Source organism: Streptomyces yatensis, from assembly GCF_018069625.1.
In the GTDB taxonomy this organism is placed as follows: domain Bacteria; phylum Actinomycetota; class Actinomycetes; order Streptomycetales; family Streptomycetaceae; genus Streptomyces; species Streptomyces yatensis.
Genome location: NZ_CP072941.1, coordinates 6,801,802 through 6,826,059, shown reverse-complemented (window position 1 = coordinate 6,826,059; position 24,258 = coordinate 6,801,802). Strand labels below are relative to the sequence as shown.

19 protein-coding genes and 2 tRNA genes are annotated in these 24,258 nt (G+C 70.2%); 6 read left to right on the top strand and 15 right to left on the bottom strand.

What is annotated here, in order from left to right; all coding sequences use genetic code 11:
- Positions 1-17: 17 nt before the first annotated feature.
- The 4 genes from J8403_RS28175 to J8403_RS28160 form a co-directional block, all read right to left on the bottom strand.
- On the bottom strand, positions 18-371 hold the full coding sequence (locus J8403_RS28175; RefSeq protein ID WP_137965755.1) for a DUF4233 domain-containing protein: 354 nt from the start codon (positions 369-371) through the stop codon (positions 18-20).
- 1 nt (position 372) lies between these two features.
- Positions 373-1,878 carry a bifunctional tetrahydrofolate synthase/dihydrofolate synthase gene (gene folC, locus J8403_RS28170; RefSeq protein WP_211125616.1) on the bottom strand — a complete coding sequence of 502 codons (1,506 nt, stop codon included), beginning with the start codon at positions 1,876-1,878 and terminating at the stop codon, positions 373-375.
- A 54-nt stretch (positions 1,879-1,932) separates the two neighbouring features.
- Positions 1,933-3,393, bottom strand: coding sequence for a peptidoglycan D,D-transpeptidase FtsI family protein (locus tag J8403_RS28165; protein WP_211125615.1), 1,461 nt, complete (start codon positions 3,391-3,393; stop codon positions 1,933-1,935).
- 224 nt (positions 3,394-3,617) lie between these two features.
- A complete protein-coding gene (locus tag J8403_RS28160; protein WP_211125614.1) occupies positions 3,618-6,305 on the bottom strand; it encodes a valine--tRNA ligase in 2,688 nt (895 codons plus the stop codon).
- A gap of 117 nt (positions 6,306-6,422) precedes the next feature.
- On the opposite strand from J8403_RS28160, the gene J8403_RS28155 reads away from it, so the two are divergent.
- Genes J8403_RS28155 through J8403_RS28145 form a run of 3 tightly spaced genes read left to right on the top strand, consistent with a single transcriptional unit; the run spans position 6,423 to position 9,343 of the window.
- Positions 6,423-7,358 carry a hypothetical protein gene (locus tag J8403_RS28155; RefSeq protein WP_211125613.1) on the top strand — a complete coding sequence of 312 codons (936 nt, stop codon included), beginning with the start codon at positions 6,423-6,425 and terminating at the stop codon, positions 7,356-7,358.
- Positions 7,359-7,411: 53 nt separating this feature from the next.
- Positions 7,412-8,443: a hypothetical protein gene (locus J8403_RS28150; RefSeq protein WP_211125612.1), complete on the top strand. Its 1,032-nt coding sequence runs from the start codon at positions 7,412-7,414 to the stop codon at positions 8,441-8,443.
- A gap of 57 nt (positions 8,444-8,500) precedes the next feature.
- Positions 8,501-9,343 carry a hypothetical protein gene (locus tag J8403_RS28145; protein ID WP_211125611.1) on the top strand — a complete coding sequence of 281 codons (843 nt, stop codon included), beginning with the start codon at positions 8,501-8,503 and terminating at the stop codon, positions 9,341-9,343.
- A 105-nt stretch (positions 9,344-9,448) separates the two neighbouring features.
- On the opposite strand, the gene clpX is transcribed toward J8403_RS28145, so the two are convergent.
- The 5 genes from clpX to J8403_RS28120 form a co-directional block, all read right to left on the bottom strand.
- Complete coding sequence (gene clpX / locus J8403_RS28140; protein WP_059145704.1) at positions 9,449-10,735, bottom strand: ATP-dependent Clp protease ATP-binding subunit ClpX; 1,287 nt, start codon at positions 10,733-10,735, stop codon at positions 9,449-9,451.
- Between the two features lie 182 nt (positions 10,736-10,917).
- A complete protein-coding gene (locus J8403_RS28135) occupies positions 10,918-11,574 on the bottom strand; it encodes an ATP-dependent Clp protease proteolytic subunit (RefSeq protein WP_059145703.1) in 657 nt (218 codons plus the stop codon).
- A 61-nt stretch (positions 11,575-11,635) separates the two neighbouring features.
- Entirely contained in the window at positions 11,636-12,250 is a 615-nt protein-coding gene (locus J8403_RS28130) for an ATP-dependent Clp protease proteolytic subunit (RefSeq protein ID WP_161561328.1), read from the bottom strand.
- A gap of 280 nt (positions 12,251-12,530) precedes the next feature.
- Complete coding sequence (tig, locus tag J8403_RS28125) at positions 12,531-13,973, bottom strand: trigger factor (RefSeq protein WP_211125610.1); 1,443 nt, start codon at positions 13,971-13,973, stop codon at positions 12,531-12,533.
- Positions 13,974-14,128: 155 nt separating this feature from the next.
- Positions 14,129-14,205 (bottom strand) — tRNA-Pro (locus tag J8403_RS28120).
- A 179-nt stretch (positions 14,206-14,384) separates the two neighbouring features.
- On the opposite strand from J8403_RS28120, the gene J8403_RS28115 reads away from it, so the two are divergent.
- A tRNA-Gly gene (locus J8403_RS28115) sits at positions 14,385-14,458 on the top strand.
- 130 nt (positions 14,459-14,588) lie between these two features.
- Here the strand turns inward: J8403_RS28115 and J8403_RS28110 are convergent.
- Positions 14,589-14,783, bottom strand: a complete 195-nt coding sequence (locus tag J8403_RS28110; RefSeq protein ID WP_078641423.1) for a hypothetical protein — start codon at positions 14,781-14,783, stop codon at positions 14,589-14,591.
- 615 nt (positions 14,784-15,398) lie between these two features.
- Here J8403_RS28110 and J8403_RS28105 point away from each other — a divergent pair.
- Complete coding sequence (locus J8403_RS28105; protein WP_211125609.1) at positions 15,399-16,580, top strand: acyltransferase family protein; 1,182 nt, start codon at positions 15,399-15,401, stop codon at positions 16,578-16,580.
- Positions 16,581-16,665: 85 nt separating this feature from the next.
- Here the strand turns inward: J8403_RS28105 and J8403_RS28100 are convergent, their stop codons facing one another.
- The 3 genes from J8403_RS28100 to J8403_RS28090 form a co-directional block, all read right to left on the bottom strand.
- On the bottom strand, positions 16,666-19,194 hold the full coding sequence (locus J8403_RS28100) for an ABC transporter permease (protein WP_211125608.1): 2,529 nt from the start codon (positions 19,192-19,194) through the stop codon (positions 16,666-16,668).
- Positions 19,191-20,009, bottom strand: a complete 819-nt coding sequence (locus J8403_RS28095) for an ABC transporter ATP-binding protein (protein WP_211125607.1) — start codon at positions 20,007-20,009, stop codon at positions 19,191-19,193. The genes J8403_RS28100 and J8403_RS28095 overlap by 4 nt, the downstream gene beginning before the upstream one ends.
- Positions 20,010-20,156: 147 nt before the next feature.
- Positions 20,157-21,299 (bottom strand): PP2C family protein-serine/threonine phosphatase, encoded by a 1,143-nt coding sequence (locus J8403_RS28090; protein ID WP_078641427.1) that lies wholly within the window; start codon positions 21,297-21,299, stop codon positions 20,157-20,159.
- Positions 21,300-21,427: 128 nt separating this feature from the next.
- On the opposite strand from J8403_RS28090, the gene J8403_RS28085 reads away from it, so the two are divergent.
- Positions 21,428-22,660, top strand: coding sequence for a GNAT family N-acetyltransferase (locus tag J8403_RS28085; RefSeq protein WP_211125606.1), 1,233 nt, complete (start codon positions 21,428-21,430; stop codon positions 22,658-22,660).
- Positions 22,661-22,814: 154 nt separating this feature from the next.
- Here J8403_RS28085 and J8403_RS28080 read toward each other — a convergent pair whose 3' ends face one another.
- Both J8403_RS28080 and J8403_RS28075 read right to left on the bottom strand, forming a co-directional pair.
- Positions 22,815-23,624, bottom strand: a complete 810-nt coding sequence (locus J8403_RS28080) for an Fpg/Nei family DNA glycosylase (protein ID WP_211125605.1) — start codon at positions 23,622-23,624, stop codon at positions 22,815-22,817.
- Positions 23,624-24,112, bottom strand: a complete 489-nt coding sequence (locus tag J8403_RS28075; protein ID WP_211125604.1) for a ribose-5-phosphate isomerase — start codon at positions 24,110-24,112, stop codon at positions 23,624-23,626. The genes J8403_RS28080 and J8403_RS28075 overlap by 1 nt, the downstream gene beginning before the upstream one ends.
- Between the last annotated feature and the right edge of the window lie 146 nt (positions 24,113-24,258).

Sequence of the window (24,258 nt, the reverse complement as noted above, 5' to 3'; positions counted from 1 at the left end):
GGTGAACGAGGGCCACGTCACGCAGTGTCAGGCGAGGCGGCCGAGGCCGCGGCGAACCGCGCCTTCGCCTCGTCGACCTTACGGCCGAAGTGGACCGAGGCCCACCACAGCGCGGCGAAGACCACCCCGAGGACGAACATGGTGGTCACCACGAAGCCGCTCAGCACCAGGCCGATCTGCAGGGCCCAGCCGATCTGCACCGCGCCCGGACGGCTCAGCATCCCGCACAGCAGCACACACAGCGCCATGGCGATCCCGCTGACCGTCCAGACGGTGCCCATCGACAGCCCGGACGTCTTCATCGCGACCAGCCCGGCGAAGCCGATCACAAAGAACTCACCGATGAGGGTGGACGCGCACAGCGTTCGCATATCAGCCCCTTCCCAGAAGCAGCCGGGCCTCGCCGACCGTGATCACCGACCCGGTCACCAGAACACCCGCTCCGGCGTATTCGCCCTCTTCCTCCGCCAGGGTGATGGCTTCCTCCAGGGCGTCGTCCAGCCGCGGCTCGACCTGGACCCGGTCGGGGCCGAAGACCTCGACGGCGATCGCGGCCAGCTCGTCCGGGTCCATCGAGCGATGGCTGGAATTGCGGGTCACCACGACCTCGGCGAAGATCGGCTCGAAGGCCTCCAGCAGACCGCGCACATCCTTGTCGGCGCTCGCCCCGACCACGCCGACCAGCCGGCTGAAGTCGAAGGACTCGGTGACCGCCTCGGCCGCCGCGCGGGCGCCCGCGGGGTTGTGCGCGGCGTCCAGCACCACGGTGGGGCTGCGGCGCACGACCTCCATCCGGCCCGGCGAGGTCACGGAGGCGAAGGCGGTGCGGACCGTGTCGATGTCGAGCGTGCGGGCGTGCTGGGAGCCGATGCCGAAGAACGCCTCGACGGCGGCCAGCGCCATCGCCGCGTTATGCGCCTGGTGGGCGCCGTGCAGCGGGAGGAAGACATCGGGGTACTCCCCGCCGAGGCCGCGCAGGGTCAGCAGCTGACCGCCGACCGCCACCTCCCGGGAGAGCACACCGAACTCCATGCCCTCACGGGCGACCGTGGCGTCCACCTCGACGGCGCGCTTGAGCACCACGGAGGCCGCCTCCACCGGCTGCTGCGCGAGCACCACGGTGGCGTCCTGCTTCACTATGCCCGCCTTCTCCGTGGCGATCTGCTCCGGAGTGGTGCCCAGCCGGTCGGTGTGGTCCAGCGAGATCGGCATGATCACCGCGACGCCCGCGTCGACCACATTGGTGGCGTCCCACGAGCCGCCCATGCCGACCTCGACCACCGCGATGTCCACGGGCGCGTCCGCGAAGGCCGCGTACGCCATCCCGGTGAGCACCTCGAAGAAGGACAGCCGGTGCTCCTGCTGGGCGTCGACCATGTCGATATACGGCTGGATGTCCTGGTACGTCTCGATGAACCGCTCGGCGGAGATCGGCGCCCCGTCCAGGCTGATCCGCTCGGTGATCGACTGGACATGGGGGCTCGTGTAGCGGCCGGTGCGCAGCTCGAAGGCGCCCAGCAGCGACTCGACCATACGGGCGGTGCTGGTCTTGCCGTTCGTGCCGGTGATGTGGATCGAGGGATAGGCCCGCTGCGGCGAGCCGAGGATGTCCATCAGCGACTCGATGCGCACCAGCGACGGGTCCAGCTTGGTCTCCGGCCAGCGCTTGGCCAGCTCGCCCTCCACCTCGCGCAGGGCGCGGTCCACCTCCGGGTCGGCCGGGCGGGAGGGAATGCCGTCCCCCTGCGGTGGCCCGGACTGCGCACGCAGCGTCCGGCTACCGGCCTCGATCACCGCCAGATCGGGGTCGCGGTCGGTCTCGGCTTCGACGATCTCTTCGAACTCGTCGGACTCGTTCTGGGGGCGCTCCTCGCTCACGCCGACCAGTCTACGAGGCAGGGGTGACAAGCCGGGCCAGCGCCATCCACCGGGTCACGACCCGGTATCGGCCAATGCGGCCTTCATCATCGACTTCGCGATCGGCCCCGCCAGGCCGCCGCCGGAGATGTCGGCGCGGGCCGCGTCGCTGTCCTCGACCACCACCGCGACCGCGACCTTGTGGCCGTTGCCGGCGTCCGCGTAGCTGATGAACCACGCGTAGGGGTTGGCGCTGTTGTTCTCACCGTGCTGGGCGGTGCCGGTCTTGCCGCCCACCGTCACCCCTGGGATCTTCGCGTTGGTCCCGGTGCCCTGGTCCACCACCGTCCGCATCGCGGACTGCAGCTCGGACGCGGTGTGCTTGGACATCGCCTCGCCGTAGGTCTTGCCCTGGTTACTGTCCAGGGCGGAGGCGCTGCCGTCCGTGGTGCGGTCGACCTCGTACGGGGTCATCAGCTTGCCGTCGTTCGCGATGGCCGAGGAGACCATCGCCATCTGCAGTGGAGTCGCCGTCACATCGAACTGGCCCATACCGCTCAGGGCCGTCTGCGAGTCGTTCATCCCGCTCGGGTACAGGCTCTTCGAGGCGCGCACCGGGATGTCCAGCTTGGAGTCGTCGAAGCCCAGCTTCTCGGCCTGCGCCGACACCTTGGACTGGCCCAGGTCCACGGCCATCTTCGCGAAGACCGTGTTGCACGAGTACTCCAGGGCGGTGCGTATCGTCGCGTTCTTACAGGGCGCCGACCTGTTCTCGTTGTGCATATCGGTGACCGTGCCCGGCAGCCGGTACGGATCCGGGCTCTTGGTCGGCTCGTCCACCGACGAGTACAGCCCGTTCTCCAGCGCCGCGGTGGCGACCAGGACCTTGAAGGTGGAGCCCGGCGGGTACGTCTGGCGCAGCGCGCGGTTCAGCATCGGCTGCTTCTCGTCCTTCTGCAGCGCGAGCCACGCCTTCTGGTCCTTGGTGGAGGAGCCCGCGAAGCTGCCGGGGTCGTACGAGGGCGTGCTGGCCAGGCCCAGGACGGCGCCGGTCGTGGGGTCCAGCGCCACAGCCGCGCCGGTCTTGTTGCCCAGGCCCTCATAGGCGGCCTTCTGGACGGCCGGATTGATCGTGGTGACCACATCACCGGGCTTGGACCGCTCCCGCGTCACCGCCTCGAGCGGGTTCTTCAGCCGACTGTCGGAGCCGTCGAGGACCTGCCGGTCCAGGGCCTCCAGCTGGGTGCTGCCGTAGGACTGGGAGGCATAGCCGGTGACCGGGGCCCAGAGCTTGCCGTCGGTGTAGGTGCGCTTGTACTTCAGGTCGCCGTCGGTGGCGGCCGAGCCGGTGATCGGCTTGCCGCCGGCCAGGATGTCGCCCAGCGGGCCGGCGTACTGGGAGATGGCCACACGGCTGTTGTGAGAGTTGTCCCGGAGACTGTCGCCTCTCGCCAGCTGCACATAGGTGGCCCAGGCGAGCAGGGACAGCACCAGCAGAAGCGAGAAAATGGAGGCCCTTCGCAGCGGCTTGTTCATGGAGGGTGGAGCTCCTTCCGGGACGTACTGCCGGAGAACTCCCGGAAGGCAGTCTTTGGTTCCCGGTGGGGCTTTGCTGTGAGGCCTCTGTGCGGCGTTTGTGCGGCTTCTGCGGGCGTCTGTGGCACATCGCACACACCACAGCGCCCCCGCCGGAATCCAGCGGGGGCGCCTCGTGCGATCAGTACCGACCGGCTTTTCGGTCAGCGCTCGGTCAACCCTTGTCAGCCCTTGGGGAGGGCCGCCAACTGGGCGGTGATCCGGGCGATATCGGCCTCGGCGGTCGCCTGCCGCGTGCGGATCTTCTCCACGACATGGTCGGGGGCCTTGGCCAGGAAGCCCTCGTTGGAGAGCTTCGCGGTCGTCTGCGCCTTGTCCTTCTCGGCCGCGGCGAGGTCCTTGGCCAGCCGCTTGCGCTCGGCCTCGACGTCGATCGCACCGGAGAGGTCCAGCGCCACCGTCGCGCCCGCGACCGGCAGCGAGGCGGTGGCCTTGAAGTCCTCACCGGCGGGCTGGAGGCGCAGCAGGGAGCGCATGGCGTCCTCGTGGGCGGCGAGCGAGGTGCCGGACAGCTCCAGCTTCGCCGGGACCCGCTGACCGGGCTGGAGGCCCTGGTCGGCGCGGAACCGACGGACCTCGGTGACCACCTGCTGGAGGTTCTCGATCTCCCGCTCGGCCGCCTCGTCCCGGAAGCCGCTGTCGCCGGGCCACTCCGCGATGACGACGGACTCCTGGCCGGTCAGCGAGGTCCACAGCTTCTCGGTGACGAACGGGACCACCGGGTGCAGCAGCCGCAGCGTGACGTCCAGGACCTCGCCGAGGACGCGCCGCGCGGCGTCGGCCTCCGCGCCGCCCTTGGCGAAGGTGGTCTTGGACAGCTCGACGTACCAGTCGAAGACCTCGTCCCACGCGAAGTGGTAGAGGACGTCGGAGAGCTTGGCGAACTGGTAGTCCTCGTAGTACGCGTCGACCTCGGCGACGACCTCGTTCAGCCGGGACAGGATCCAGCGGTCGGTGGCGGACAGCCGCTCGGGGGCGGGCAGTTCGCCCTCGACCGTCGCGCCGTTCATCAGCGCGAAGCGGGTCGCGTTCCAGATCTTGTTGGCGAAGTTGCGGGACGCCTGGACCCAGTCCTCGCCGATCGGGACGTCGACGCCGGGGTTGGCGCCCCGGGCCAGGGTGAAGCGGACCGCGTCGGAGCCGTACTGGTCCATCCAGTCCAGGGGGTTGACGACATTGCCGAACGCCTTCGACATCTTCTTGCCGTTCTCGTCCCGGACCATGCCATGCAGCACGATGGTGTGGAACGGCGGGATGCCGTCCATCGCGTAAAGCCCCATCATCATCATCCGGGCGACCCAGAAGAAGAGGATGTCGTAGCCGGTGACCAGCACCGAGTTCGGATAGAACTTCTCCAGGCTCTCGGTCTGCTCGGGCCAGCCCAGCGTGGAGAACGGCCACAAGCCCGAGGAGAACCAGGTGTCCAGGACATCGGTCTCCTGGTGCCAGCCCTCGCCGCTCGGCGGCTCCTCGTTCGGTCCGACGCAGACGACCTCGCCGTTCGGCCCGTACCAGACCGGGATCCGGTGGCCCCACCAGAGCTGGCGCGAGATGCACCAGTCGTGGAGGTTGTCGACCCAGTCGAAGTAGCGCTTCGACATGTCCTCCGGGTGGATCTTCACCCGGCCGTCGCGGACCGCGTCGCCCGCGGCCTTGGCCAGCGGGCCGACCTTGACCCACCACTGCATGGACAGCCGCGGCTCGATGGTCGTCTTACAGCGCGAGCAGTGGCCCACGGAGTGGGTGTACGGGCGCTTCTCGGCGACGATCCGGCCCTCGGCGCGCAGCGCGCCGACGACGGCGCTGCGCGCCTCCAGCCGGTCCAGGCCCTGGAAGGGACCGTGGGCGGTGATGACCGCGTGCTCGTCCATGACGGTCAGGTTCGGCAGGCCGTGCCGCTGGCCGATCTCGAAGTCGTTCGGGTCGTGGGCCGGGGTGACCTTGACCGCGCCGGTGCCGAACTCGGGGTCGACGTGCTCGTCGGCGACGATCGGGATCCGGCGGCCGGTGAGCGGCAGTTCGATCTCGGTGCCGACCAGGTGGCGGTAGCGCTCGTCGTCGGGGTGGACGGCGACCGCGGTGTCACCCAGCATCGTCTCGGCGCGGGTGGTCGCCACGATGATGGAACCGCCCGCCCGTCGCCCGCCACCACCCTCAACCGAGGCGCTACGCGCCGCCCCCTCTTCCAGATCGCCGTACCGGATCGAGACGAGCTCGCCGTCATCGTCGTCGTACTCCACCTCGATGTCCGAGATGGCCGTGAGGCAGCGCGGGCACCAGTTGATGATCCGCTCGGCGCGGTAGATCAGCTCGTCCTCGTAGAGCCGCTTGAAGATCGTCTGGACGGCCTTGGAGAGCCCCTCGTCCATGGTGAAGCGCTCGCGGTTCCAGGCGACGCCGTCGCCCAGGCGCCGCATCTGGCCGGAGATCTGGCCGCCGGACTCGCCCTTCCACTGCCAGACGCGCTCGACGAACGCCTCGCGGCCCAGGTCGTGGCGGGAGACGCCCTCCTTGGCCAGCTCGCGCTCGACGACGTTCTGCGTGGCGATGCCGGCGTGGTCCATACCGGGCTGCCAGAGCGTCTCAAAGCCCTGCATTCGCTTGCGCCGGGTGAGCGCATCGATGATCGTGTGCTCGAAGGCATGGCCGAGGTGGAGCGAGCCGGTCACATTGGGGGGCGGGATGACGATGGTGTAGGGCTCTTTGTCGCTCTTCGCGTCCGCCTCGAAGTAACCGCGCTCTACCCAGCGCTCGTACAGCGGCCCCTCTACATCGGCCGGCGCGTACTGGGTCGGCAGTTCGGGGTGGCTGTTCGGCCCGCTCGTGGGGCGCTGCGAAGAGTTCTCGGTCACCACCGCAGTCTAAAGGGCCGCGGCCTTCCGTTACGAACCCGTTGTGGCCCCGGGGCCAAGGCGCCCTGAGGCGTCGGGAAGGATGTTTGGAACTGTCATGCGCATAAGGAGAGGCACATGAGCCATCAGCAGCCGCCGCCGCAGCCCGGCCCCTATGGGGGCCAGCCAGGGGCGTACGGCGCCGGCCAGCCGCCGGTGCCCAATCCATATGCGCAGACACCGGGCTACGGCCGGCAGCCGCAGGGCGGCTACGGTCAGCCGAACCCCTACGGCGGGTCCGGCGGCTATGGACATCCTCAGCCCGCGCATCCTTACGGGCAGCCGCCGCAGCCTCCCCAGCCGGGCCCCGTGCCCCAGCAGGGCCCGGGCTACTACGGCGGGCCCCAGGTACCGCCGCCCCAGGGACCGGCCGCCGGTGGCCGCGGTAAGGGCCGCAAGGTGGCTCTCGCGGTCGGCGCGGTGGTGGTCGTGGGGGCGCTGGGCGTGGGGGCGTTCCTGCTGTTCGGCGGCGGCAGCGGCGGCCCGTACAAGCTGACCACGCCCAAGACCGTGGCCGCGGACTACGAGCGCCAGGGCTCGGGCACGGACGACAGCGATCTGTCCGCGGCGGGCCGCAAGGACCTCCAGCAGGTGCCGGTCGTCAAGGACCCGCATCTGGTGGCGGCCGACTACCAGACCTCCGGTAAGGAGATGCTGAAGTTCACCGGCGTCTGGGGCGATGTCACCGACCCGGCGCGGGGCGCGGACCTCGCACTGGCGGTCATCGTCAAGACGCTGCAGGACAACGGCACGGCGCAGGCCAAGGGCAGCCCCCGGACGTTCTCCCCGGACGGCTTCGACGGGGACGTCCTGAAGTGCCAGTCCATGAAGTTCACCTCGGACCAGGGATCCATGGAGGCCCCCGCGTGCGTCTGGGGCGACAAGGACACCCTGGGCGTCACAGTCATGGCGGACCCGGCGGCCGCGGTGCTCGGCGGTGGTATGTCCCTGGAGGACGCCGCCGGCCTCACGGCCAAGGTGCGCAGGGACGCGCGCGTCGAGATCGACGGCTAGCCCGCGACCGGCGAACGGCAACACAACAGCGGTTTCACCAACGAGGGATACAGATGAGCTACAACCAGCCGGGCCCCTACGGCCAGCAGCCCGGGCAGCCGGGTCCCTACGGCCAGCAGCCCGGGCAGCCGGGTCCCTACGGACAGGGTGGTGCGGCCGGCCAGCCCGGCTACGGCTACCCGCAGCAGCCGCAGGGGCAGCCGGGTCCCTACGGACAGCCGCCGCAGCCGCCGCAGCCGGGCTACGGCTACCCCGGGCAGCCGCAGGGGCAGCCGGGCCCCTACGGACAGCCCCCGAACCCGTACGGCCAGCAGCAGCCGTACGGTCAGCCGGGCATGCCGGGCCCGTACCAGCCGGACCCGGGCCAGGGCGGCGGCAAGAAGAAGGGTCTGTGGCTCGCGATCGGCGCGGTGGTCGTGGTGGCCGCGGTCGTCGGCGGCGTCCTGGTGGTCCAGGGCGGGGACGACAGCGGCGGCGGTGGCGGCGGTAAGGTCGCCGACGACGGCAAGCGGTACAAGCTCACCACCCCCCAGACGGTGGCCGGCGACTACACCAAGGAGTCCTCCGGCTCCGGCGGCGGGCTCACCTCCTCGGACGCGGACGACTTCGAGAAGTTCGGCGTCAGCAACCCCGAGCCGGTGAGCGCGGAGTACAAGTCCGGCGAGGGCATGAGCGTGAAGAAGCTCCAGCTCAACGGGGTCTGGGGCGAGGTGAAGGACCCGGAGGCGGTCGTCGACGGCGCCTTCGCGAAGATCGCCCAGGAGGCCGAGAAGGACTCCTCGACCGGCAGCGGGATGAAGGCCGAGCTCGTGGGCAGCCCGGAGTCGGTGTCGCCCAGCGGCTTCGAGAACGCCGTGATGAAGTGCCAGAACACCAAGTTCACCCCGGGCGAGGGCTCGAGCTCCAGCGGCATACCCAGCAAGGGGTTCACGATCCCGATCTGCATGTGGGGTGACAACAGCACGGTGGGCTATGTGATCGTCTCCGACGCGGCCGCGGCGCTGTCCGGCAACGGCATGTCGCTCGACGAGGCCGGTGAGATCACCGCGAAGGTCCGCAACGACGCGCGCGTGGAGATCAAGTAGCCCAGCGGGCCACTGAGTTCACAGCCCACAGCCGATCCGGAGGGGACCCCCACAGCCATGAGCCACAACCAGCCACCGCCACCGGGGCCCTACGGCGGCGGACCCAGCCCGTACGGGGGCGCCCAGCCCAATCCGTACGCCGGAGGGCAGCAGCAGCCCGCGGAGTCCAACCCGTACGCGCAGCCTCAGGGTTACGGCTATCCGCAGCAGCCCCCGCAGGGCTACGGCTACCCGCAGCAGCAGGCGGGTCCCTACGGCCAGCCGCCCTACCCCGCGCCGCCCGCGGCCGGCGGGGGCGGCAACCGCACCAAGATCATCGCGGTGACGGTGGCCGGGCTCGTGGTGGTGGGCGCGATCGTCACCGGCGCCGTGGTGCTGTCCGGCGGCGACGACGGCCCGAAGGCGATGAAGCTGGTCACCCCCAAGACGCTCGACGACGGCACGTACACGCTGGACAAGGGCACCGACGACCTCGACAACGAGGGCACCAGCGTGCAGGGCAGCATGCCCGAGGGCGCGACGTCGGTCCTGGCCCAGTACAAGCGGTCGGACGACGACAACTCGGGGCTCGCCTTCTCCGGGATGTACGGCGAGATCAGGGACCCGGAGGCGGTCCGGGACGAGATGTTCAAGGGCTTCGCGGGCGGCGACGGCTCCCCCACGGTGGAGGAGAAGCGCAAGCGGTTCCAGCCGGAGGGCGCTGACGGCCCCTCGGTGGAGTGCGAGGTGGTCAGGCTCTACGACCGGATCTACGCCCCGGCGTGTGTCTGGGCGGAGGAGACGGACGCGGCGATGGTGCTCGACGTCAACGCGGAGAACACCTCGGCGTCCGACGCCGACATGGAGTCCTTCGCCAAGGTGACCGCGGGCATCTACCAGGACACCCGCAAGCCCGCCTGAACCGCCCGTAAGACGCCCACAGGGCGCGTACGACACGAAGAGGGCCCCGGGAGACCGGGGCCCTCTTCGCATGCTCTGTGCGGGGCGGCTACGCGTGCGGGGCGGCTATGCGCTCTTCTCGTGCCGCTCGCCCGGCTCGGTGCCCCGGGTGCGGGGCACCAGCGTGGGATTCACATTGGAGTGCACGACGTCCTCGGTGATGACGACGCGGGCCACGTCCTTGCGGGACGGCACCTCATACATCGCCGACATCAGCACTTCCTCGATGATGGCGCGCAGGCCCCGGGCCCCGGTGCCGCGCAGGATCGCCTGGTCGGCGATGGCCTCCAGGGCCGGGCGGTCGAAGTCCAGCTCAACACCGTCGAGTTCGAACAGCCGCTGGTACTGCTTCACCAGCGCGTTCCGCGGCTCGACGAGGATCTGCAGCAGCGCCTCGCGGTCGAGGTTGTGGACGGAGGTGATGACCGGGAGACGGCCGATGAATTCCGGGATCATGCCGAACTTCACCAGGTCCTCGGGCATGACCTCCTGGAACTGGTCGCTCGCCTCGATCTCGCGCTTGGAGCGGATCGTGGCGCCGAACCCGATGCCCTTGGCACCCGCCCGCGACTCGATGATCTTCTCCAGACCGGCGAACGCGCCGCCCACGATGAACAGCACGTTCGTGGTGTCGATCTGGATGAACTCCTGGTGCGGGTGTTTCCGGCCGCCCTGCGGCGGCACCGACGCCGTGGTCCCTTCCAGGATCTTCAGCAGCGCCTGCTGAACGCCCTCACCGGACACATCGCGGGTGATCGAGGGGTTCTCGCTCTTGCGGGCCACCTTGTCGATCTCGTCGATGTAGATGATGCCCGTCTCGGCCTTCTTGACGTCGTAGTCGGCGGCCTGGATCAGCTTGAGGAGGATGTTCTCCACGTCCTCGCCGACATAGCCCGCCTCGGTGAGCGCGGTGGCGTCGGCGATGGCGAAGGGGACGTTGAGCATCCGGGCGAGGGTCTGCGCGAGCAGGGTCTTGCCGGAGCCGGTGGGGCCGAGCAGCAGGATGTTGGACTTCGCCAACTCGATGCCGTCGTCCCGGCTGTGACCGCCGTTCTCGCCCGCCTGGACCCGCTTGTAGTGGTTGTAGACGGCGACCGAGAGGGCCTTCTTGGCGGCCTCCTGGCCGACCACATAGCCCTCGAGGAATTCATAGATCTCGCGCGGCTTGGGGAGTTCCTCCCAGCGCACTTCGGAGGTCTCGGCGAGCTCCTCCTCGATGATCTCGTTGCAGAGATCGATGCATTCATCGCAGATGTACACACCCGGGCCCGCGATGAGCTTCTTCACCTGCTTCTGGCTCTTCCCGCAGAACGAGCACTTGAGCAGGTCGCCGCCGTCACCGATGCGTGCCACGAGGTGCTTCCCCTTCGCCTTGGATCCGCTTTGCTGCGCGGAACCGGGTGCTTGCGCTGCGCTTTCTGCTTCTTTTCCCGTGGGCCGGGGCCCCCAGCCCTCTACGACGGTACCTTGCCGGGCCCCCGGTTCGGGCCCCCCTTGGACCTACTCGGTCCAAGGGAGGTGTCACCACCGAAGATTCAGCCGAGACCGACCGACGTCTTGCGGGTGGAAACGATCTGGTCGACAAGACCGTACGACAGGGACTCCTCGGCCGTGAGGATCTTGTCCCGCTCGATATCGTCGCGGATCTTCTCGATGGGCGTGGTGGAGTGCTTGGCCAGCATCTCCTCGAGCTGCGAGCGCATCCGCAGGATCTCGTTGGCCGCGATCTCCAGGTCGGAGACCTGACCGCGCCCGGTCTCACTGTACGGCTGGTGGATCAGGATGCGGGCATTGGGCAGGGCCATCCGCTTGCCCGGCGTACCGGCGGCGAGCAGCACGGCCGCGGCGGACGCCGCCTGACCCATGCAGACCGTCTGGATGTCGGGCTTGACGAACTGCATCGTGTCGTAAATGGCGGTCAGCGCGGTGAACGAGCCGCCGGGAGAGTTGATGTAGACCGAAATGTCACGGTCTGGGTCCATCGACTCCAGGCACAGCAGCTGCGCCATGACGTCGTTGGCCGAGGCGTCGTCGATCTGGACGCCCAGGAAGATCACGCGCTCCTCGAAGAGCTTCGCGTACGGGTCGTACTCGCGGATGCCCTGGGAGGTGCGCTCGACGAAACGCGGAACGACATAGCGGGATTCGGCCATCGGGCCGGTGTACAGGCCGCTGCCGGGGAAGTTGCTCATCTGGGTCTTCACCATCCTGTGGCGATCTGGGGGCTGGAGGTCGGCTACGGGACGGCGGGACTCAGGCCCCGGTGCCGCCCCCGCCCGGAACGCTGGAGGCGGACGTCATGACGTCGTCGACCAGGCCGTACTCCTTGGCCTCCTGGGCGGAGAACCAGCGGTCGCGGTCGGAGTCACGGACGATCTGCTCAACCGTCTGACCGGTGTGGAAGGAGGTCAGCTCGGCCATGCGCTTCTTGGTGTGCAGCAGCCGCTCGGCGTGAATCTTGATGTCCGAGGCGGAACCCGCCAGACCCGCGGAGGGCTGGTGGATCAGGATCTCGGCGTTGGGCAGCGCGAAACGCTTGCCCGGGGTGCCCGCGCTCAGCAGGAACTGGCCCATCGAGGCGGCGAGGCCCATGGCGATGGTGACCACGTCGTTCTGGATGTACTGCATGGTGTCGTAGATCGCCATGCCGGCCGAGATCGAGCCGCCCGGAGAGTTGATGTAGAGGTAGATGTCCTTGTCCGGATCGGCGGCGAGCAGGAGCAGCTGAGCCGTGATCTTGTTGGCGATGTCGTCGTCGACCGGCTGGCCGAGGAAGATGATCCGCTCGCCGAGCAGCCGGTTGTAGACCTGGTCGCCGAGGCCACCGACGGTCGGCTCGCCGGCGGCGGAAGGCATCGTATTCGTCACGTATCCACCTGCTCGTCTCTGACGGCTGACTGGCCGTCTCAGCGTCTTCTTCTGGGGTGCGGGGGTGTGGCCGCCGGTGCGGCCCCGGCGGGCTTGCGAGACTCCCCTGCCCTCGTATCTACGGACCCTAACGCGCTGGTCGGCGGGCGCCATCCCGCATCAGGAACTGTTCGCTCTGAGCGCATGTTCCGGCACCGGACCGGCATCGCGGAACACGAACGGGCCCGGACGCGTGCAGACGTTCGGGCCCGTTCGTTACGGGCTGTGGAGCGGACCGGGATCAGCTCTCGGCCTTGTCCTGCTTCTCCTGGGACTCCGCGGGCTCCTCGGCGGCCTCGGTCGCGGCCTCGGCCTCGGCGGGCGCCTCGACGGCCTCGGAGGTGGCCTCGACCGTCTCGCCGGTCTCGTCCTCCTCGTCGTCCAGGTCGACGGTCTCGCCCTTGTCGTCGACGACCTTGGCGGCCTCGACCACGACGGCCAGCGCCTTGCCGCGGGCGACCTCGCCGACGAGCATCGGCACCTGGCCGCCCTCGACGACGGCCTGGGCGAACTGGTCCGGGCTCATGCCGGAGGACTGCGCACGGCGCATGAGGTGCTCGGTGAGCTCCTCCTGGCCGACGGACAGCTGCTCCTTGTTGACCAGCTCGTCGAGGACGAACTGGGTCCGGATGCCCTTCTCGGCCTGCTCCTTGAGCTCGGCGTCGAACTCCTCGGCGGTCTTGTCCTGCATCTGCAGGTACGACTCGAGGTTCAGGCCCATCTGCCCGAGCTGGTGGTGCTCGAGGTTGTGCTTACGGGTGTTGATCTCTTCCTCGAGGAGCTTCTCGGGGATCGGCACCTCGACCAGCTCCAGGAGGGCGTCCAGCACCTTCTCCTGGGCCTGGGTGGCCTGCTCGAACTTCTTCGACCGCTCCAGGCGCTTGCGGCTGTCCGCGCGCAGCTCCTCGAGGGTGTCGAACTCGCTGGCCAGCTGGGCGAAGTCGTCGTCGAGCTCCGGCAGCTCACGGGCCTTGACCTCGGAGACCTTGACCGAGACCTCGGCCTCCTTGCCCTGGGCGGAGCCGCCCTTGAGCTCGGAGGTGAAGGTGGCCTCGCCACCCGCCTCCAGGCCGGTCACGGCCTCGTCGATGCCCTCCAGCAGCTCGCCCGAGCCGATGGTGTAGGTGACGCCGGTGGCGACACCGTCCTCCAGGACCTCGCCCTCGACCTTGGCCTCCAGGTCGATCACGACGATGTCGCCCTCGGCCGCGGCGCGCTCCACCGGGCTGGTGGTGGCGAACCGCTCGCGCAGCTGCTCGACGGACTTGTCGAGGTCCTCGTCCGAGACCTCGACGGCGTCGACGGTGACCTCGATGCCGGAGTAGTCCGGGATCTCGATCGCCGGGCGGATGTCGACCTCGGCGGTGAAGGTCAGGAGCTCGTTGTCCTTGAGCTCGGTGATGTCGACCTCGGGCTGGCCGAGCGGGTTCAGCTCACCCTCGTTGACCGCGTCGGTGTAGAACTTCGGGAGCGCCTCGTTGACGGCCTCTTCCAGCACGGCGCCACGACCGAACCGCTGGTCGATGATGCGGGCCGGGATCTTGCCCTTACGGAACCCAGGCACCGTGACCTGCTGGTTGATCTTCTTGTACGCCGCGTCGAGGCTGGGCTTGAGCTCCTCGAAGGGCACCTCGACAGTGAGCCGAACCCGGGTCGGGTTCAGGTTCTCCACGGCGCTCTTCACGGTTCGGTCTCCTTGGGGGCTGACGTGTGGTGTTCAGCTGCGGTGCGCTGTCGCGTCGCAGCGGATTCGCGTCCGGTTAAAAAGACACAGACACGCAGCTTGCATAGTAACCGCAAGCATGACGGGCCCCACAACGCGATCTTGACGCCTGTGGATGGTCGGGGTGGCCGGATTCGAACCGACGACCTTCCGCTCCCAAAGCGGACGCGCTACCAAGCTGCGCCACACCCCGTCGGTGCGACACGTAGGGTACATGCCCGCGGACCCCCCGGCTGCCGGTTATTCGACTGGTGGGCAAGGGTGTGCGGGGAACGCTGGAGAACCGCTACGATGCATCTCGTGCCGCGATCCGGGTGATCATGCCTGGGCGGAGGTGTCCGGGCGACCGGTGCATCCGTGTACGCGGCGTGTGCGGGCGTAGCTCAATGGTAGAGCCCCAGTCTTCCAAACTGGCTACGCGGGTTCGATTCCCGTCGCCCGCTCCACTGCTTTCGGCCCGGCCCGGGGAACTCCCCGGAGCCGGGCCGTTTGCTTATGCGCACACGTGCGCACGCCCGGGCAGCCGCGCTCCGTGACGCGGGGCGCGGCTGCCTCAGGGGGTGAGCCAGGGCGGCGTCAGGGGTTGATGTCGGCGATCGCCTCGGCGGCCGAGTCGAGGAACTTCTGGATGTCCGGCGCGACGTTGGACGAGGCGAGCAGGAAGCCGAAGAGGATCGCGACGAGGGCAGGGCCCCACTTGACCCGGCCATTCCGGATCATTATCACCAGGATGATGCCCACCAGCAGCACCAATGACAGGGAAATGGCCACAACATCCCACCCTCAGTCGCACACGTCTCACAGGCCCCGGAAGCACGCGACCCCGCACACCCCCGCAGCCACCATCGTGCCATCAACTCCCGCCGCTGAGCAGCGGGATGGAGCGATATACGGTCACCTGTGCACACGCCACCCACCCTTCCGGTACCCATCCGGTAACCGCTCATTCAAAGGGTCCCGGGTGATACTGCCCACAACTCCGCGCGGCGCCCGGCCGATTAATTCCGACCGCTCCGGATGATCTCGGACGGGAATTCGGAATTCGTCCGGCGATCACTCGACGGGGTGACAAAACATCAATGAATCAGACATTCCGCCAGAGCCTCCTGCGGGGCATATGCCCCAATTAAGTAGGATGAAAGTGGCCAGAACGGACAGCTTTGGCCGAGATATCGAATGATCGCATCGCTTTGTCGACTCCCCGCCGACTTCCCGAGGCCGGCTATCAGTCGCGACGCGAAGAGCATGAACGGAAAGCAAACAGAACGAGGTTTTACGCAATACAGGTTTGAGCGCTATCGTGCCTTAGATGTTTCACGCTGCCATGACTCCCCCACGCGCAGTGAGGTCCCGGGTGGTCTCCCCCAGTTCCTGGTGGGAGGGCCTGTGACCAACTCCCTGCGCCCGCACGGTTATCAGCGGACCCCCCTCCCCCAGGAGGCGGCGCCCACTCCCCCTACGCCACGGGCCGAAGAACCCGGGCAGCAGGCGTCCACTCCGCCCGCCCCCAGCGCCCCCGCCGGACAGAAACCCAAACAGCGGGACGCGTTCTTCGACAACGCGAAGTACCTCGCGATCGTGCTGGTCGCGATGGCCCACTCCTGGGAGCCGCTGACCGATTCCAGCCGCACCGCGGAAGCGCTGTACATGGTCGTGTACACCTTCCACATGCCGGCCTTCATCCTGATCTCCGGCTACTTCTCGCGCAGCTTCGACATGCGGCCGGACCGGCTCAAGCGGCTGGTCACCGGCGTAGCGGTGCCCTACGTGATCTTCGAGGTCGCGTACACGCTGTTCAAGCGCTGGGCGGACGACGACCCGACGTACGACTTCAGCCTGCTCGACCCCTGGTACCTCACCTGGTTCCTGGTCGCGCTGTTCGTATGGCGGCTGTCCACTCCGCTCTGGAAGCTGGTGCGCTGGCCGATCCCGCTCTCGCTCGCGATCGCCACCCTCGCGGCGGTCTCGCCCGACATCGGCGACGACCTGGACATGCAGCGGCTGCTGCAGTTCCTGCCGTTCTTCGTCCTCGGCCTGTGCATGAAGCCCGAGCACTTCCAGATGATCCGCCGCCGCTCCGTGCGGATCGCGTCCGTGCCGATCTTCGCGTGCGCCCTCGTCTTCGCCTACTGGGCGGCGCCGCGGATGACCTCGGTGTGGTTCTACCACCGCGACAGCGTCCAGGAGCTGGGCGCGCCGCCGTGGACCGGCCCGGTGATGACGCTCGCCCTCTTCGGCTGCTCGGTCGTGCTGGTGAGCTGTTTCTTCGCCTGGGTGCCGCGGCGGCACATGTGGTTCACGGTGCTGGGCGCCGGAACGCTGTACGGCTACCTGCTGCACGGCTTCCTCGCCAAGGGCTCCCGCTTCTGGGGCTGGTTCGACAACGAGTGGCTGCACAAGCCGCTGGGGGAGATCGCGGTCACGGTCATCGCCGCCACTGTGGTCACCGTGCTGTGCACGCCTCCCGTCCAGCGCGCCTTCCGCTTCGCCATGGAGCCGAAGATGGCCTGGGCCTTCCGTAAGGATCCCGCCGAACAGGCCCGCAGCCGTACGACGACGGCCGCCTAGCGCGCCGACGGGCACGACGCGAAGGGCTGGACCGCGGACCCCACGGGCCAGCCCTTTCACGGCTCCGGCGCCGGGCCGGCGCCTTTCACGGCTTCGGCGTGGTGCGGCGCAGCGCCGCGCGGGCCGGGAGTGCCGTCGCCGCGAGGCCGAGCGCCACGGCGGCCCCCGCGAAGCCCGCGTAGGTGAGCGGCGGCACATACGGGTCCTCGCCGGTCAGGCCGCGCATCATCGGCACCAGCGTGGCCAGGGCGATCGCCGTGCCCAGGGCGATGCCCGCCGTGGCCACCAGCAGCGCCTCCCAGCGCACCATCCCGAGCACCTGCCGCCGGGTGGTGCCGATCAGCCGCAGGGTGCCCAGTTCGCGGCGGCGGTCCAGCACCGTCATCACCAGGGTGTTGACGGCGGCGACGGCGGCGAAGCCGCCGAGGACGGCCGCCATGACGGTGTTGGCCCAGGCGTTCAGCTTCCGGTCCTCGTCCTGGGCCGCCGCGTAGCCGTCCCGGTCGGTGACCCGCTCGCCGAGTCGGCCGAGCGCCGCCGCGACGGCCTTACGGTCGGCATCTTCGTCATCCCGCACCAGCACATCGCTGTCGAACGACGACGTCACATGGCCGGCCAGCGCCGTACGGGGCAGGGTGAGCTCGGCGATCCCCAGCCCGCGCCCGTAGATCGCGACCACGGTGGGCGAGATCCTCGTACCGTCCGGGAGGTGCAGGGCGAGCCGGTGGCCGATCCGGGCGTGGGCCGCCTTCGCCAGGAGCGCGTCGACCGCCACCCGGCCCGGCCCCAGGGCGTCCAGGCGCCCCTTACGGACGTCCAGGTCCTGTACGGCCGCCAGGTCGCGGCCGCTCCCCGAGACGCCCTGTGCCGACGCGGTCCGCAGCCAGCGGCCGTCGCCCGAGCCCACCGGGACCAGCACCCCCGTGCGCAGCAGCCCCACCGACGCGGCCACGCCCCGTACCGAACCGGCGCGGGCCGCGGTACCGGAGGGGAGCCCGTCGGGGGCGGAGATCACCTGGTCGGCGACGATGCCCGCCCGCCGCTGGCGGTCGCCCGCGTGGTCCTCGCTGGTGTGCATGAACACGAGCGTCGAGGAGAAGGCCATGGCCAGCACGATCGGGGTGATCGCCGAGGCCAGTCGGCGGGCGTTGGCCCGGCTGTTGGCCGACGCCAGATGGGCCGACGCCGGTCCGGCGCGCAGCGGCAGACCGATCAGCCAGGCGCACAGCCGGGCGATGACCGGGCCGAGCAGGGCCACGGCGAGCATGAACAGCATCACGACCCCGAGGGCGGCGTTGGCCGCGTCGTCGCCCGAGGCGGAGGCGGCGACGCCGGTCATGACGATGCCGCCGACCAGGGCCGCGACGCCGAGGACCGTACGGATCACACCGGGCCGCAGCCGTTCGACGGCCGCCTCGCCCAGCGCCCGCCCCGGCGGGATCCGCGCCGGGCGGCGGGCCGCCATCAGGCCCGCAAGGAGCGAGGTGAGGAGGCCCGCGCCGACGGCGGTGACCAGCGGGATCCAGGAGACGGAGAGCTCCACGGGCCCGGGGATGGCGCCCTTCTCCTTGAGCTGTCCGAACCACCAGTGGGCGAGCGCGTAGCCGGGCAGCAGACCGGCCGCGCCCGCGAGCGGGGCGACCAGCAGCGCCTCGGCCGCGACGGAGCGGCGGATCTGGCGCGGGGTCGCGCCGATCGCCCGCAGCAGGGCCACCTCGCGGCCGCGCTGGCCAACCGAGAGGGCGACGGTGCCCGCGGTGGTGAAGACGGCGACGGCGGTGGCGATGCCGCCGAAGGAGCCGCCGAGCCCCATGAGCGTCTCCCTGGCGTTCGCGAGCGCGGGCTCCTCGATGGCGCCGCGGCCGCCGCCGGTGTGCACGCGCGGGGAGTGCGCCGCGCCCTTCACGGCCCGCTCCAGCTGGCCGGCCAGCCGGTCGGCGGTGGTGCCGGGGCGAGGGCGGACGAGGACGGCGTCCACGGTGGTGGGGTGGCCGCTCAGCGCCCGGGCCCGGTGGTCGGTGAACCACGCCGTAAGGCCGTCGCCATCGGTGCCGCCCGCCTTACGGGTCACGCCGGAGACCCGGAACGTGTGGCGGCCGTCCGGCGCCGTCACCGTGATCCGGCCGCCGACGCCGGTACCCGCCGCACGGGCGGCCCCGGGGCTGAGGACCGCCTCGCCGTCCCGGGGCGCCGCGCCCGAGGCGAGCGCCACCCCCGTGGACGGCGCAGCGCCCCAGCCATGGCCGGTGAGCGCGCCGTGGGCGGTGCGGAGCGGGAAGGTCACATCCGGGGCCGCGGCCGCGGCCCCGGGAGCGCGGGCGGCGGTGGCCACCAGGGAGGCGTCGAGCCGGGCGCGATCGGGGACCTGCTCGGATTCGTCCGAGCGGCCGTCGCCGTGGCCGATGACGTAGTGCACCCGCTGGTCGGCGGCGATCACCACCGGGGCGCCCGCATAGCGCTGCGGCGGTACGGAGGCCCGGATCCCGGTCTCCAGCAGGATGCCGCACGCGGACACGATCGCCGCGGCCACGGCCAGGGCGATGAAGGTGCCCGCGAAGGCGGACGGCTTGAAACGGACGGCGGCGCGGGCCAGTCCGTTGGTGAGCGGCCTCACCGGACCCCCTCCGCGGCCCAGGCCGCGGCGGGAGCCGGAGTGCGGGCGGTGAGGCGGGTCATCCGCTCGGCGATCTCGTGGGCCGGGGCGCGGAGGAGCCGGTCGGCGATGGCGCCGTCGGCGAGGAAGAGCACGCGGTCGGCGTAGCTCGCGGCGACCGGGTCGTGCGTGACCATCACGACGGTCGCGCCCAGCGTGTCCACGGCCTGCCGCAGGAGGGTGAGCACCTCGGCGGCGGTGTTGGTGTCCAGGGCGCCGGTCGGCTCGTCGGCGAAGACGACATCGGGGCGGGTGACGAGGGCGCGGGCGATGGCCACCCGCTGTTGCTGGCCGCCGGAGAGCTCACCGGGCCGCCGCCGGGCCTGCTCCCCCAGCCCGACCTGGGCGAGCACCTCACGGGCCCGGCGGCGGTCGGGGCGGGTGCCCGCGAGCCGCATCGGGAGCAGCACGTTCTGCTCGACGGTCAGGGAGGGGAGGAGGTTGAAGGACTGGAAGACGAAGCCGAGGCGGGCCCGGCGCAGCGCGGTGAGCTTGTTTTCACTCATTCCGGTGATTTCGGTGCCACCGAGCCGCACGGACCCGGCGGTCGGCCGGTCGAGCCCGGCGGCGCACTGCAGGAACGTCGACTTGCCGCAGCCCGAGGGGCCCATGACGGCGGTGAAGCTGCCGCGCGGAAGGGCGAGGTCGATGCCGCGCAGGGCGTGGACGGCGGTGCGGCCACGGCCGTAGCGGCGCTGGATGCCGTGGAGTTCGATGGCGTGGGCGTCGTGGTGCGGCGCCGGTGCCGCCGTCTCTCGCCGCTTGCGCAGCCGCATGGTGGTGACCCTTCCGAGGAGTTCGCCCGATTCCCCTCGAACGTACGGATCGCGGCCCCTTGGCAGCCATGACGGCGACCGGCGTATCCGGGGTGGGGTTAGCCCCCGCCGTAAGGCGGCACCGGGCAGTGAGCGGGAAGGGTGCGGCTACTGGCGGCAGATCAGCAGCAGGGCCCGGTCGTCGTTGACGTCCTTCGCGACCGTCTCGATCAGATGCCAGGCCGCGCCGTGGAAGCCGGAGCCCACATAGCGGTCCGCCTCGCCCGTAAGGCGGTCGATGCCTTCGCTGATGTCCCGGTCGGCGGTCTCGACGAGGCCGTCGGTGAAGAGCATCAGGACGTCGCCGGGGCGCAGGGTGCCCTTGGTGGGGTCGAACTGGGCGCCGTCGTAGACGCCCAGCAGCGGGCCGTCGGCGGACTTCTCCTCCCACTTGCCGGTGCCCGCGCTCAGCTGGAGCGCGGGCAGATGTCCGGCGGAGAAGAGCTCGAAGTCGCCGCTGTCGAGGTCGAGGACGAGATGGATGGAGGTCGCGAAGCCCTCGTCCCAGTCCTGACGCAGGAGATAGCCGTTGGCCGCCGGGAGGAAGCCGTGCGGGGGCAGGGAGCCGAGGAGGCCGCCGAAGGCGCCGGAGAGCAGCAGGGCACGGGAGGCGGCGTCCATGCCCTTGCCGGAGACATCGGTGAGGACGACCTCGAGGGTGCGGCCGCCGCCGGTGCGGGCGGCGACGACGAAGTCACCGGAGAAGGACTGTCCGCCGGCCGGCCGCAGCGCCATCTCGCGGTGCCAGCCGCGCGGCAGACCGGGCAGCTTGCTCTGGACGCGGATGCGCTCGCGCAGGTCGAAGAGCATGGTGCCGCCGCGCCGCCAGGGCACCCCGACGCGGCTGCGGAACTGGGCGATCAGCAGCCCGAAGAAGCCGACGGCGGCGACGACCAGGATGGTGCCGGGGGTGACCCGGGAGGAGGCGTCCTCCTCGGTGTACGGGCCGAGCACGGCGGACTCCACGATCAGGGCCGTGGCGGCCGCCGCGTAGAGGGCGAGCAGGCTGGCGGGGCGCAGCAGCAGGCCGCCCGCGACGATGGGCAGGACGAGGGCGGACGGGGAGCACCAGTCGGGCTGGGCGATGGTGCCTCCGGCGATGGCGGGGATGCCGAGGAGCAGCGCCGTCAGGGCGAGTCGGTCGGAGCCCTCGCCGCGGAAATAGTCCACTCCGGCTTTGCGCACGCCTGTGCGAGCCCGGTGCAGAGCTCTGCGCATCCGGGCCCACGGAGTGTCCACGCCGCCAGTCATTGCATCGGGACCCTACCCACCCGTTCGGACGCGCGTCGATTCGTGGCGCGTTGAACCACCCAGCCAGGGGGGCAATAGTAAGCGAAATTCGTTCGCGTGTACGGGAAACGGCTGCTAGGGATGGGAATATGAGGACTGAGCTACGCGTGCTCGACCCATCGATTTGGGATGATTGGTACGGAAAACTGGTACTCGCATTCGGAGGAGTTCCCGAAGCGCCGGAGGAATCCGCGCTCTGGAGGGAGTTGACCGAATGCGAGCGCTCGATCGGCGCGTGGGACGGTGCCGACATCGTCGGCACGGCCGGGCTGTTCAGCTTCCGGCTGTCGGTTCCCGGTGGCGCGATCGTCCCCGCGGCGGGCGTCACCATGGTGAGCGTGCAGGCCACGCACCGGCGGCGCGGGGTGCTGCGGTCCATGATGCGGCGGCAGTTGGACGACATACGTGCGGCGGGCGATGAGCCGCTGGCCGTTCTGACCGCATCGGAACCGGACATCTACGGACGGTTCGGGTACGGCGCCGCCACCCAGAACGCCTACGCCGAGATCGACACCACCCGGGTGCGGCTGACCATCCCCGAGGGCACCGACGACGTGCGGCTGCGCACGGTGCCCCCGGAGTCCGCCGTCGAGGCGTGCGAGGCGGTCTACGCCCGGCGGGTGTCCGCGCGGCCGGGCATGCTGGAGCGGCGCCCCGGCTGGGAGCGGCTGCCGCTGCTGGACCCGCCCGGCGATCGCGAGGGGGCGTCCCCGCTGCGCTGTGTGCTGGCCGAGTCGGGCGGCGAGGTCACCGGCTATGCGCGCTTCGCGGTCAAGCCCGACTGGGATCTTGCCGGGCCCAAGGGCACGGTCATCCTGCGCGACCTGGAGGCCCTGGATCCGGCGTCCTACGCGGCGCTGTGGCGCCTTCTCTTCGACATCGACCTGACCTCGGTGATCCGGACCGGCTCCCGCCCGGTCGACGATCCGTGGCAGCACCTGATCTCGGACATCCGGCGGTGCGCCGTAAGGCTGCGCGACTCGCTGTACGTCCGCCTGGTGGACGTGGGGGCCGCCCTCGAAAGGCGGACGTACGCGACCCCGGTGGACGCCGTCCTGGAGGTCACGGACCCCTTCTGCCCCTGGAACGAGGGGCGCTGGCGGCTGAGCGGCGACACCAAGGGCGCCTCCTGCGAGCGGACGCAGGACGCCCCCGACCTCCGGCTGGGCGTACGGGAGCTGGGGGCGGCGTATCTCGGTGGGGTTTCGCTGACCGCGCTGGCGGGTGCGGGACGCGTCCAGGAGACCCGTCAGGGCGCCCTTACGGAGGCCGCGACGGCGTTCGCCTCCCCGGTCGCCCCATGGTTGCCCCACGGCTTCTGACGGCTGCGGGGCGGCGGATACGGCCGTGGGGGGAGCGGCCCGGCGACCGTCTCAAGGGCGCGGCCCGGCGACCGTCTCAAGGGCGCGGCCCGGCGACCGTCTCAAGGGCGCGGCCCGGCGACCGTCTCAAGGGCGCGGCCCTACAGCCGCCGCCTTACGGTCGCTGGCAGTCAGGGCACCAGAAGAGGTTGCGGGCGGCGAGATCGGCGGTGCGGATCTCGCCACCGCAGACATGGCAGGGCTGTCCGGCGCGCCGGTAGACATAGACCTCACCGCCGTGGTCGTCCACGCGCGGCGGGCGGCCCATCGCCTCGGGGGTGTGCTCGGGGCGGACCGTGTCGATCCGGTTGTTCCGCACCCCCTCGCGCATCAGTGCCACCAGATCGCCCCAGATCGCGTCCCATTCGGCGCGGGTCAGCGCACGGCCGGGCCGGTAGGGGTCGATGCCGTGCCGGAAGAGCACCTCGGCGCGGTAGACGTTCCCCACGCCGGAGATCACCTTCTGGTCCATGAGCAGCCCGGCCACGCTGACCCGGCTGCGGGAGATCCGGGCCCAGGCCCGCTCGCCGTCGTCCGCCGGGCGCAGCGGATCGGGGCCCAGCCGGTCGTGGATCGCCTGCTTCTCCCCGTCGGTGATCAGCGCGCAGGCGGTGGGGCCGCGCAGATCCGCGTAGCCCTCGGGGTTCGCCAGCCGCAGCCGGACGGTGTCGGTGGCGGGCGGCGCGGGGGCCGGGCCGAAGGCGTACGTACCGAAGAGCCCGAGGTGGACGTGGACCCAGCCGGTGGCCGCGAAGTCCAGGAAGAGGTGCTTGCCGTGGGCCTCGGCGTGGTGCAGCGGCTGGCCGTCGATCAGCCCGGCGCCGTCGGCGAACTTCCCCTGTGGGCTGGTGGCCCGGACGGGCCGGCCGCCGAAGGTTTCGAGGTGGTCGGCGGCCAGCCGGTGGATCGTGTGCCCTTCGGGCATCAGTCGCCTTGCGGGTGGTGGGCCGGGATGGGCGGCAGCTCGCCGGTGGTCTCGTAGGCGCTGAGCATCTCGATACGGCGGGTGTGCCGCTCCTCGCCCGAGTACGGGGTGTTCAGGAAGATCTCGACGAACTTGGTCGCCTCTTCCTGCGTGTGCATCCGGGCGCCGACGCTGATCACATTGGCGTTGTTGTGCTCACGACCGAGAGCCGCGGTCTGCTCACTCCAGGCAAGTGCCGCGCGCACCCCCTTGACCTTGTTCGCCGCGATCTGCTCACCATTGCCGGATCCACCGATGACGATGCCGAGGCTGTCCGGGTCGGCGGCGGTCCGCTCCGCGGCGCGCAGGCAGAACGGCGGGTAGTCGTCCTGCGCGTCATAGACGTGCGGGCCGCAGTCGACGGGCTCGTGGCCGGCGGCGTTGAGCCACTCCACGAGGTGGTTCTTGAATTCGAAACCGGCATGATCAGAGCCGAGGTACACGCGCATATTCCGAGTCTGTCATGGCCGTGTGACCCCCGTCGCCCCGGGTAGGCGTCGCATAAAGCTCTGTAGTGCCAAGGAACCTCATGAAAACCTCAAGTAACAATCTGGAATCAAAGGTTCAACTGGCGGACCTCCTGAGATTCACTGGC

Bases quoted from the DNA above. Each gene is read 5' to 3' on its own strand.
- J8403_RS28175 (WP_137965755.1), bottom strand. From the start codon at position 371: ATGCGAACGCTGTGCGCGTCCACCCTCATCGGTGAGTTCTTTGTGATC.
- J8403_RS28145 (WP_211125611.1), top strand. From the start codon at position 8,501: ATGAGCCACAACCAGCCACCGCCACCGGGGCCCTACGGCGGCGGACCC.
- J8403_RS28135 (WP_059145703.1), bottom strand. From the start codon at position 11,574: ATGAGCAACTTCCCCGGCAGCGGCCTGTACACCGGCCCGATGGCCGAA.
- J8403_RS28150 (WP_211125612.1), top strand. From the start codon at position 7,412: ATGAGCTACAACCAGCCGGGCCCCTACGGCCAGCAGCCCGGGCAGCCG.
- J8403_RS28165 (WP_211125615.1), bottom strand. From the start codon at position 3,393: ATGAACAAGCCGCTGCGAAGGGCCTCCATTTTCTCGCTTCTGCTGGTG.
- J8403_RS28080 (WP_211125605.1), bottom strand. From the start codon at position 23,624: ATGCCCGAAGGGCACACGATCCACCGGCTGGCCGCCGACCACCTCGAA.
- J8403_RS28090 (WP_078641427.1), bottom strand. From the start codon at position 21,299: ATGACTGGCGGCGTGGACACTCCGTGGGCCCGGATGCGCAGAGCTCTG.
- J8403_RS28085 (WP_211125606.1), top strand. From the start codon at position 21,428: ATGAGGACTGAGCTACGCGTGCTCGACCCATCGATTTGGGATGATTGG.
- J8403_RS28155 (WP_211125613.1), top strand. From the start codon at position 6,423: ATGAGCCATCAGCAGCCGCCGCCGCAGCCCGGCCCCTATGGGGGCCAG.
- J8403_RS28095 (WP_211125607.1), bottom strand. From the start codon at position 20,009: ATGCGGCTGCGCAAGCGGCGAGAGACGGCGGCACCGGCGCCGCACCAC.
- J8403_RS28075 (WP_211125604.1), bottom strand. From the start codon at position 24,112: ATGCGCGTGTACCTCGGCTCTGATCATGCCGGTTTCGAATTCAAGAAC.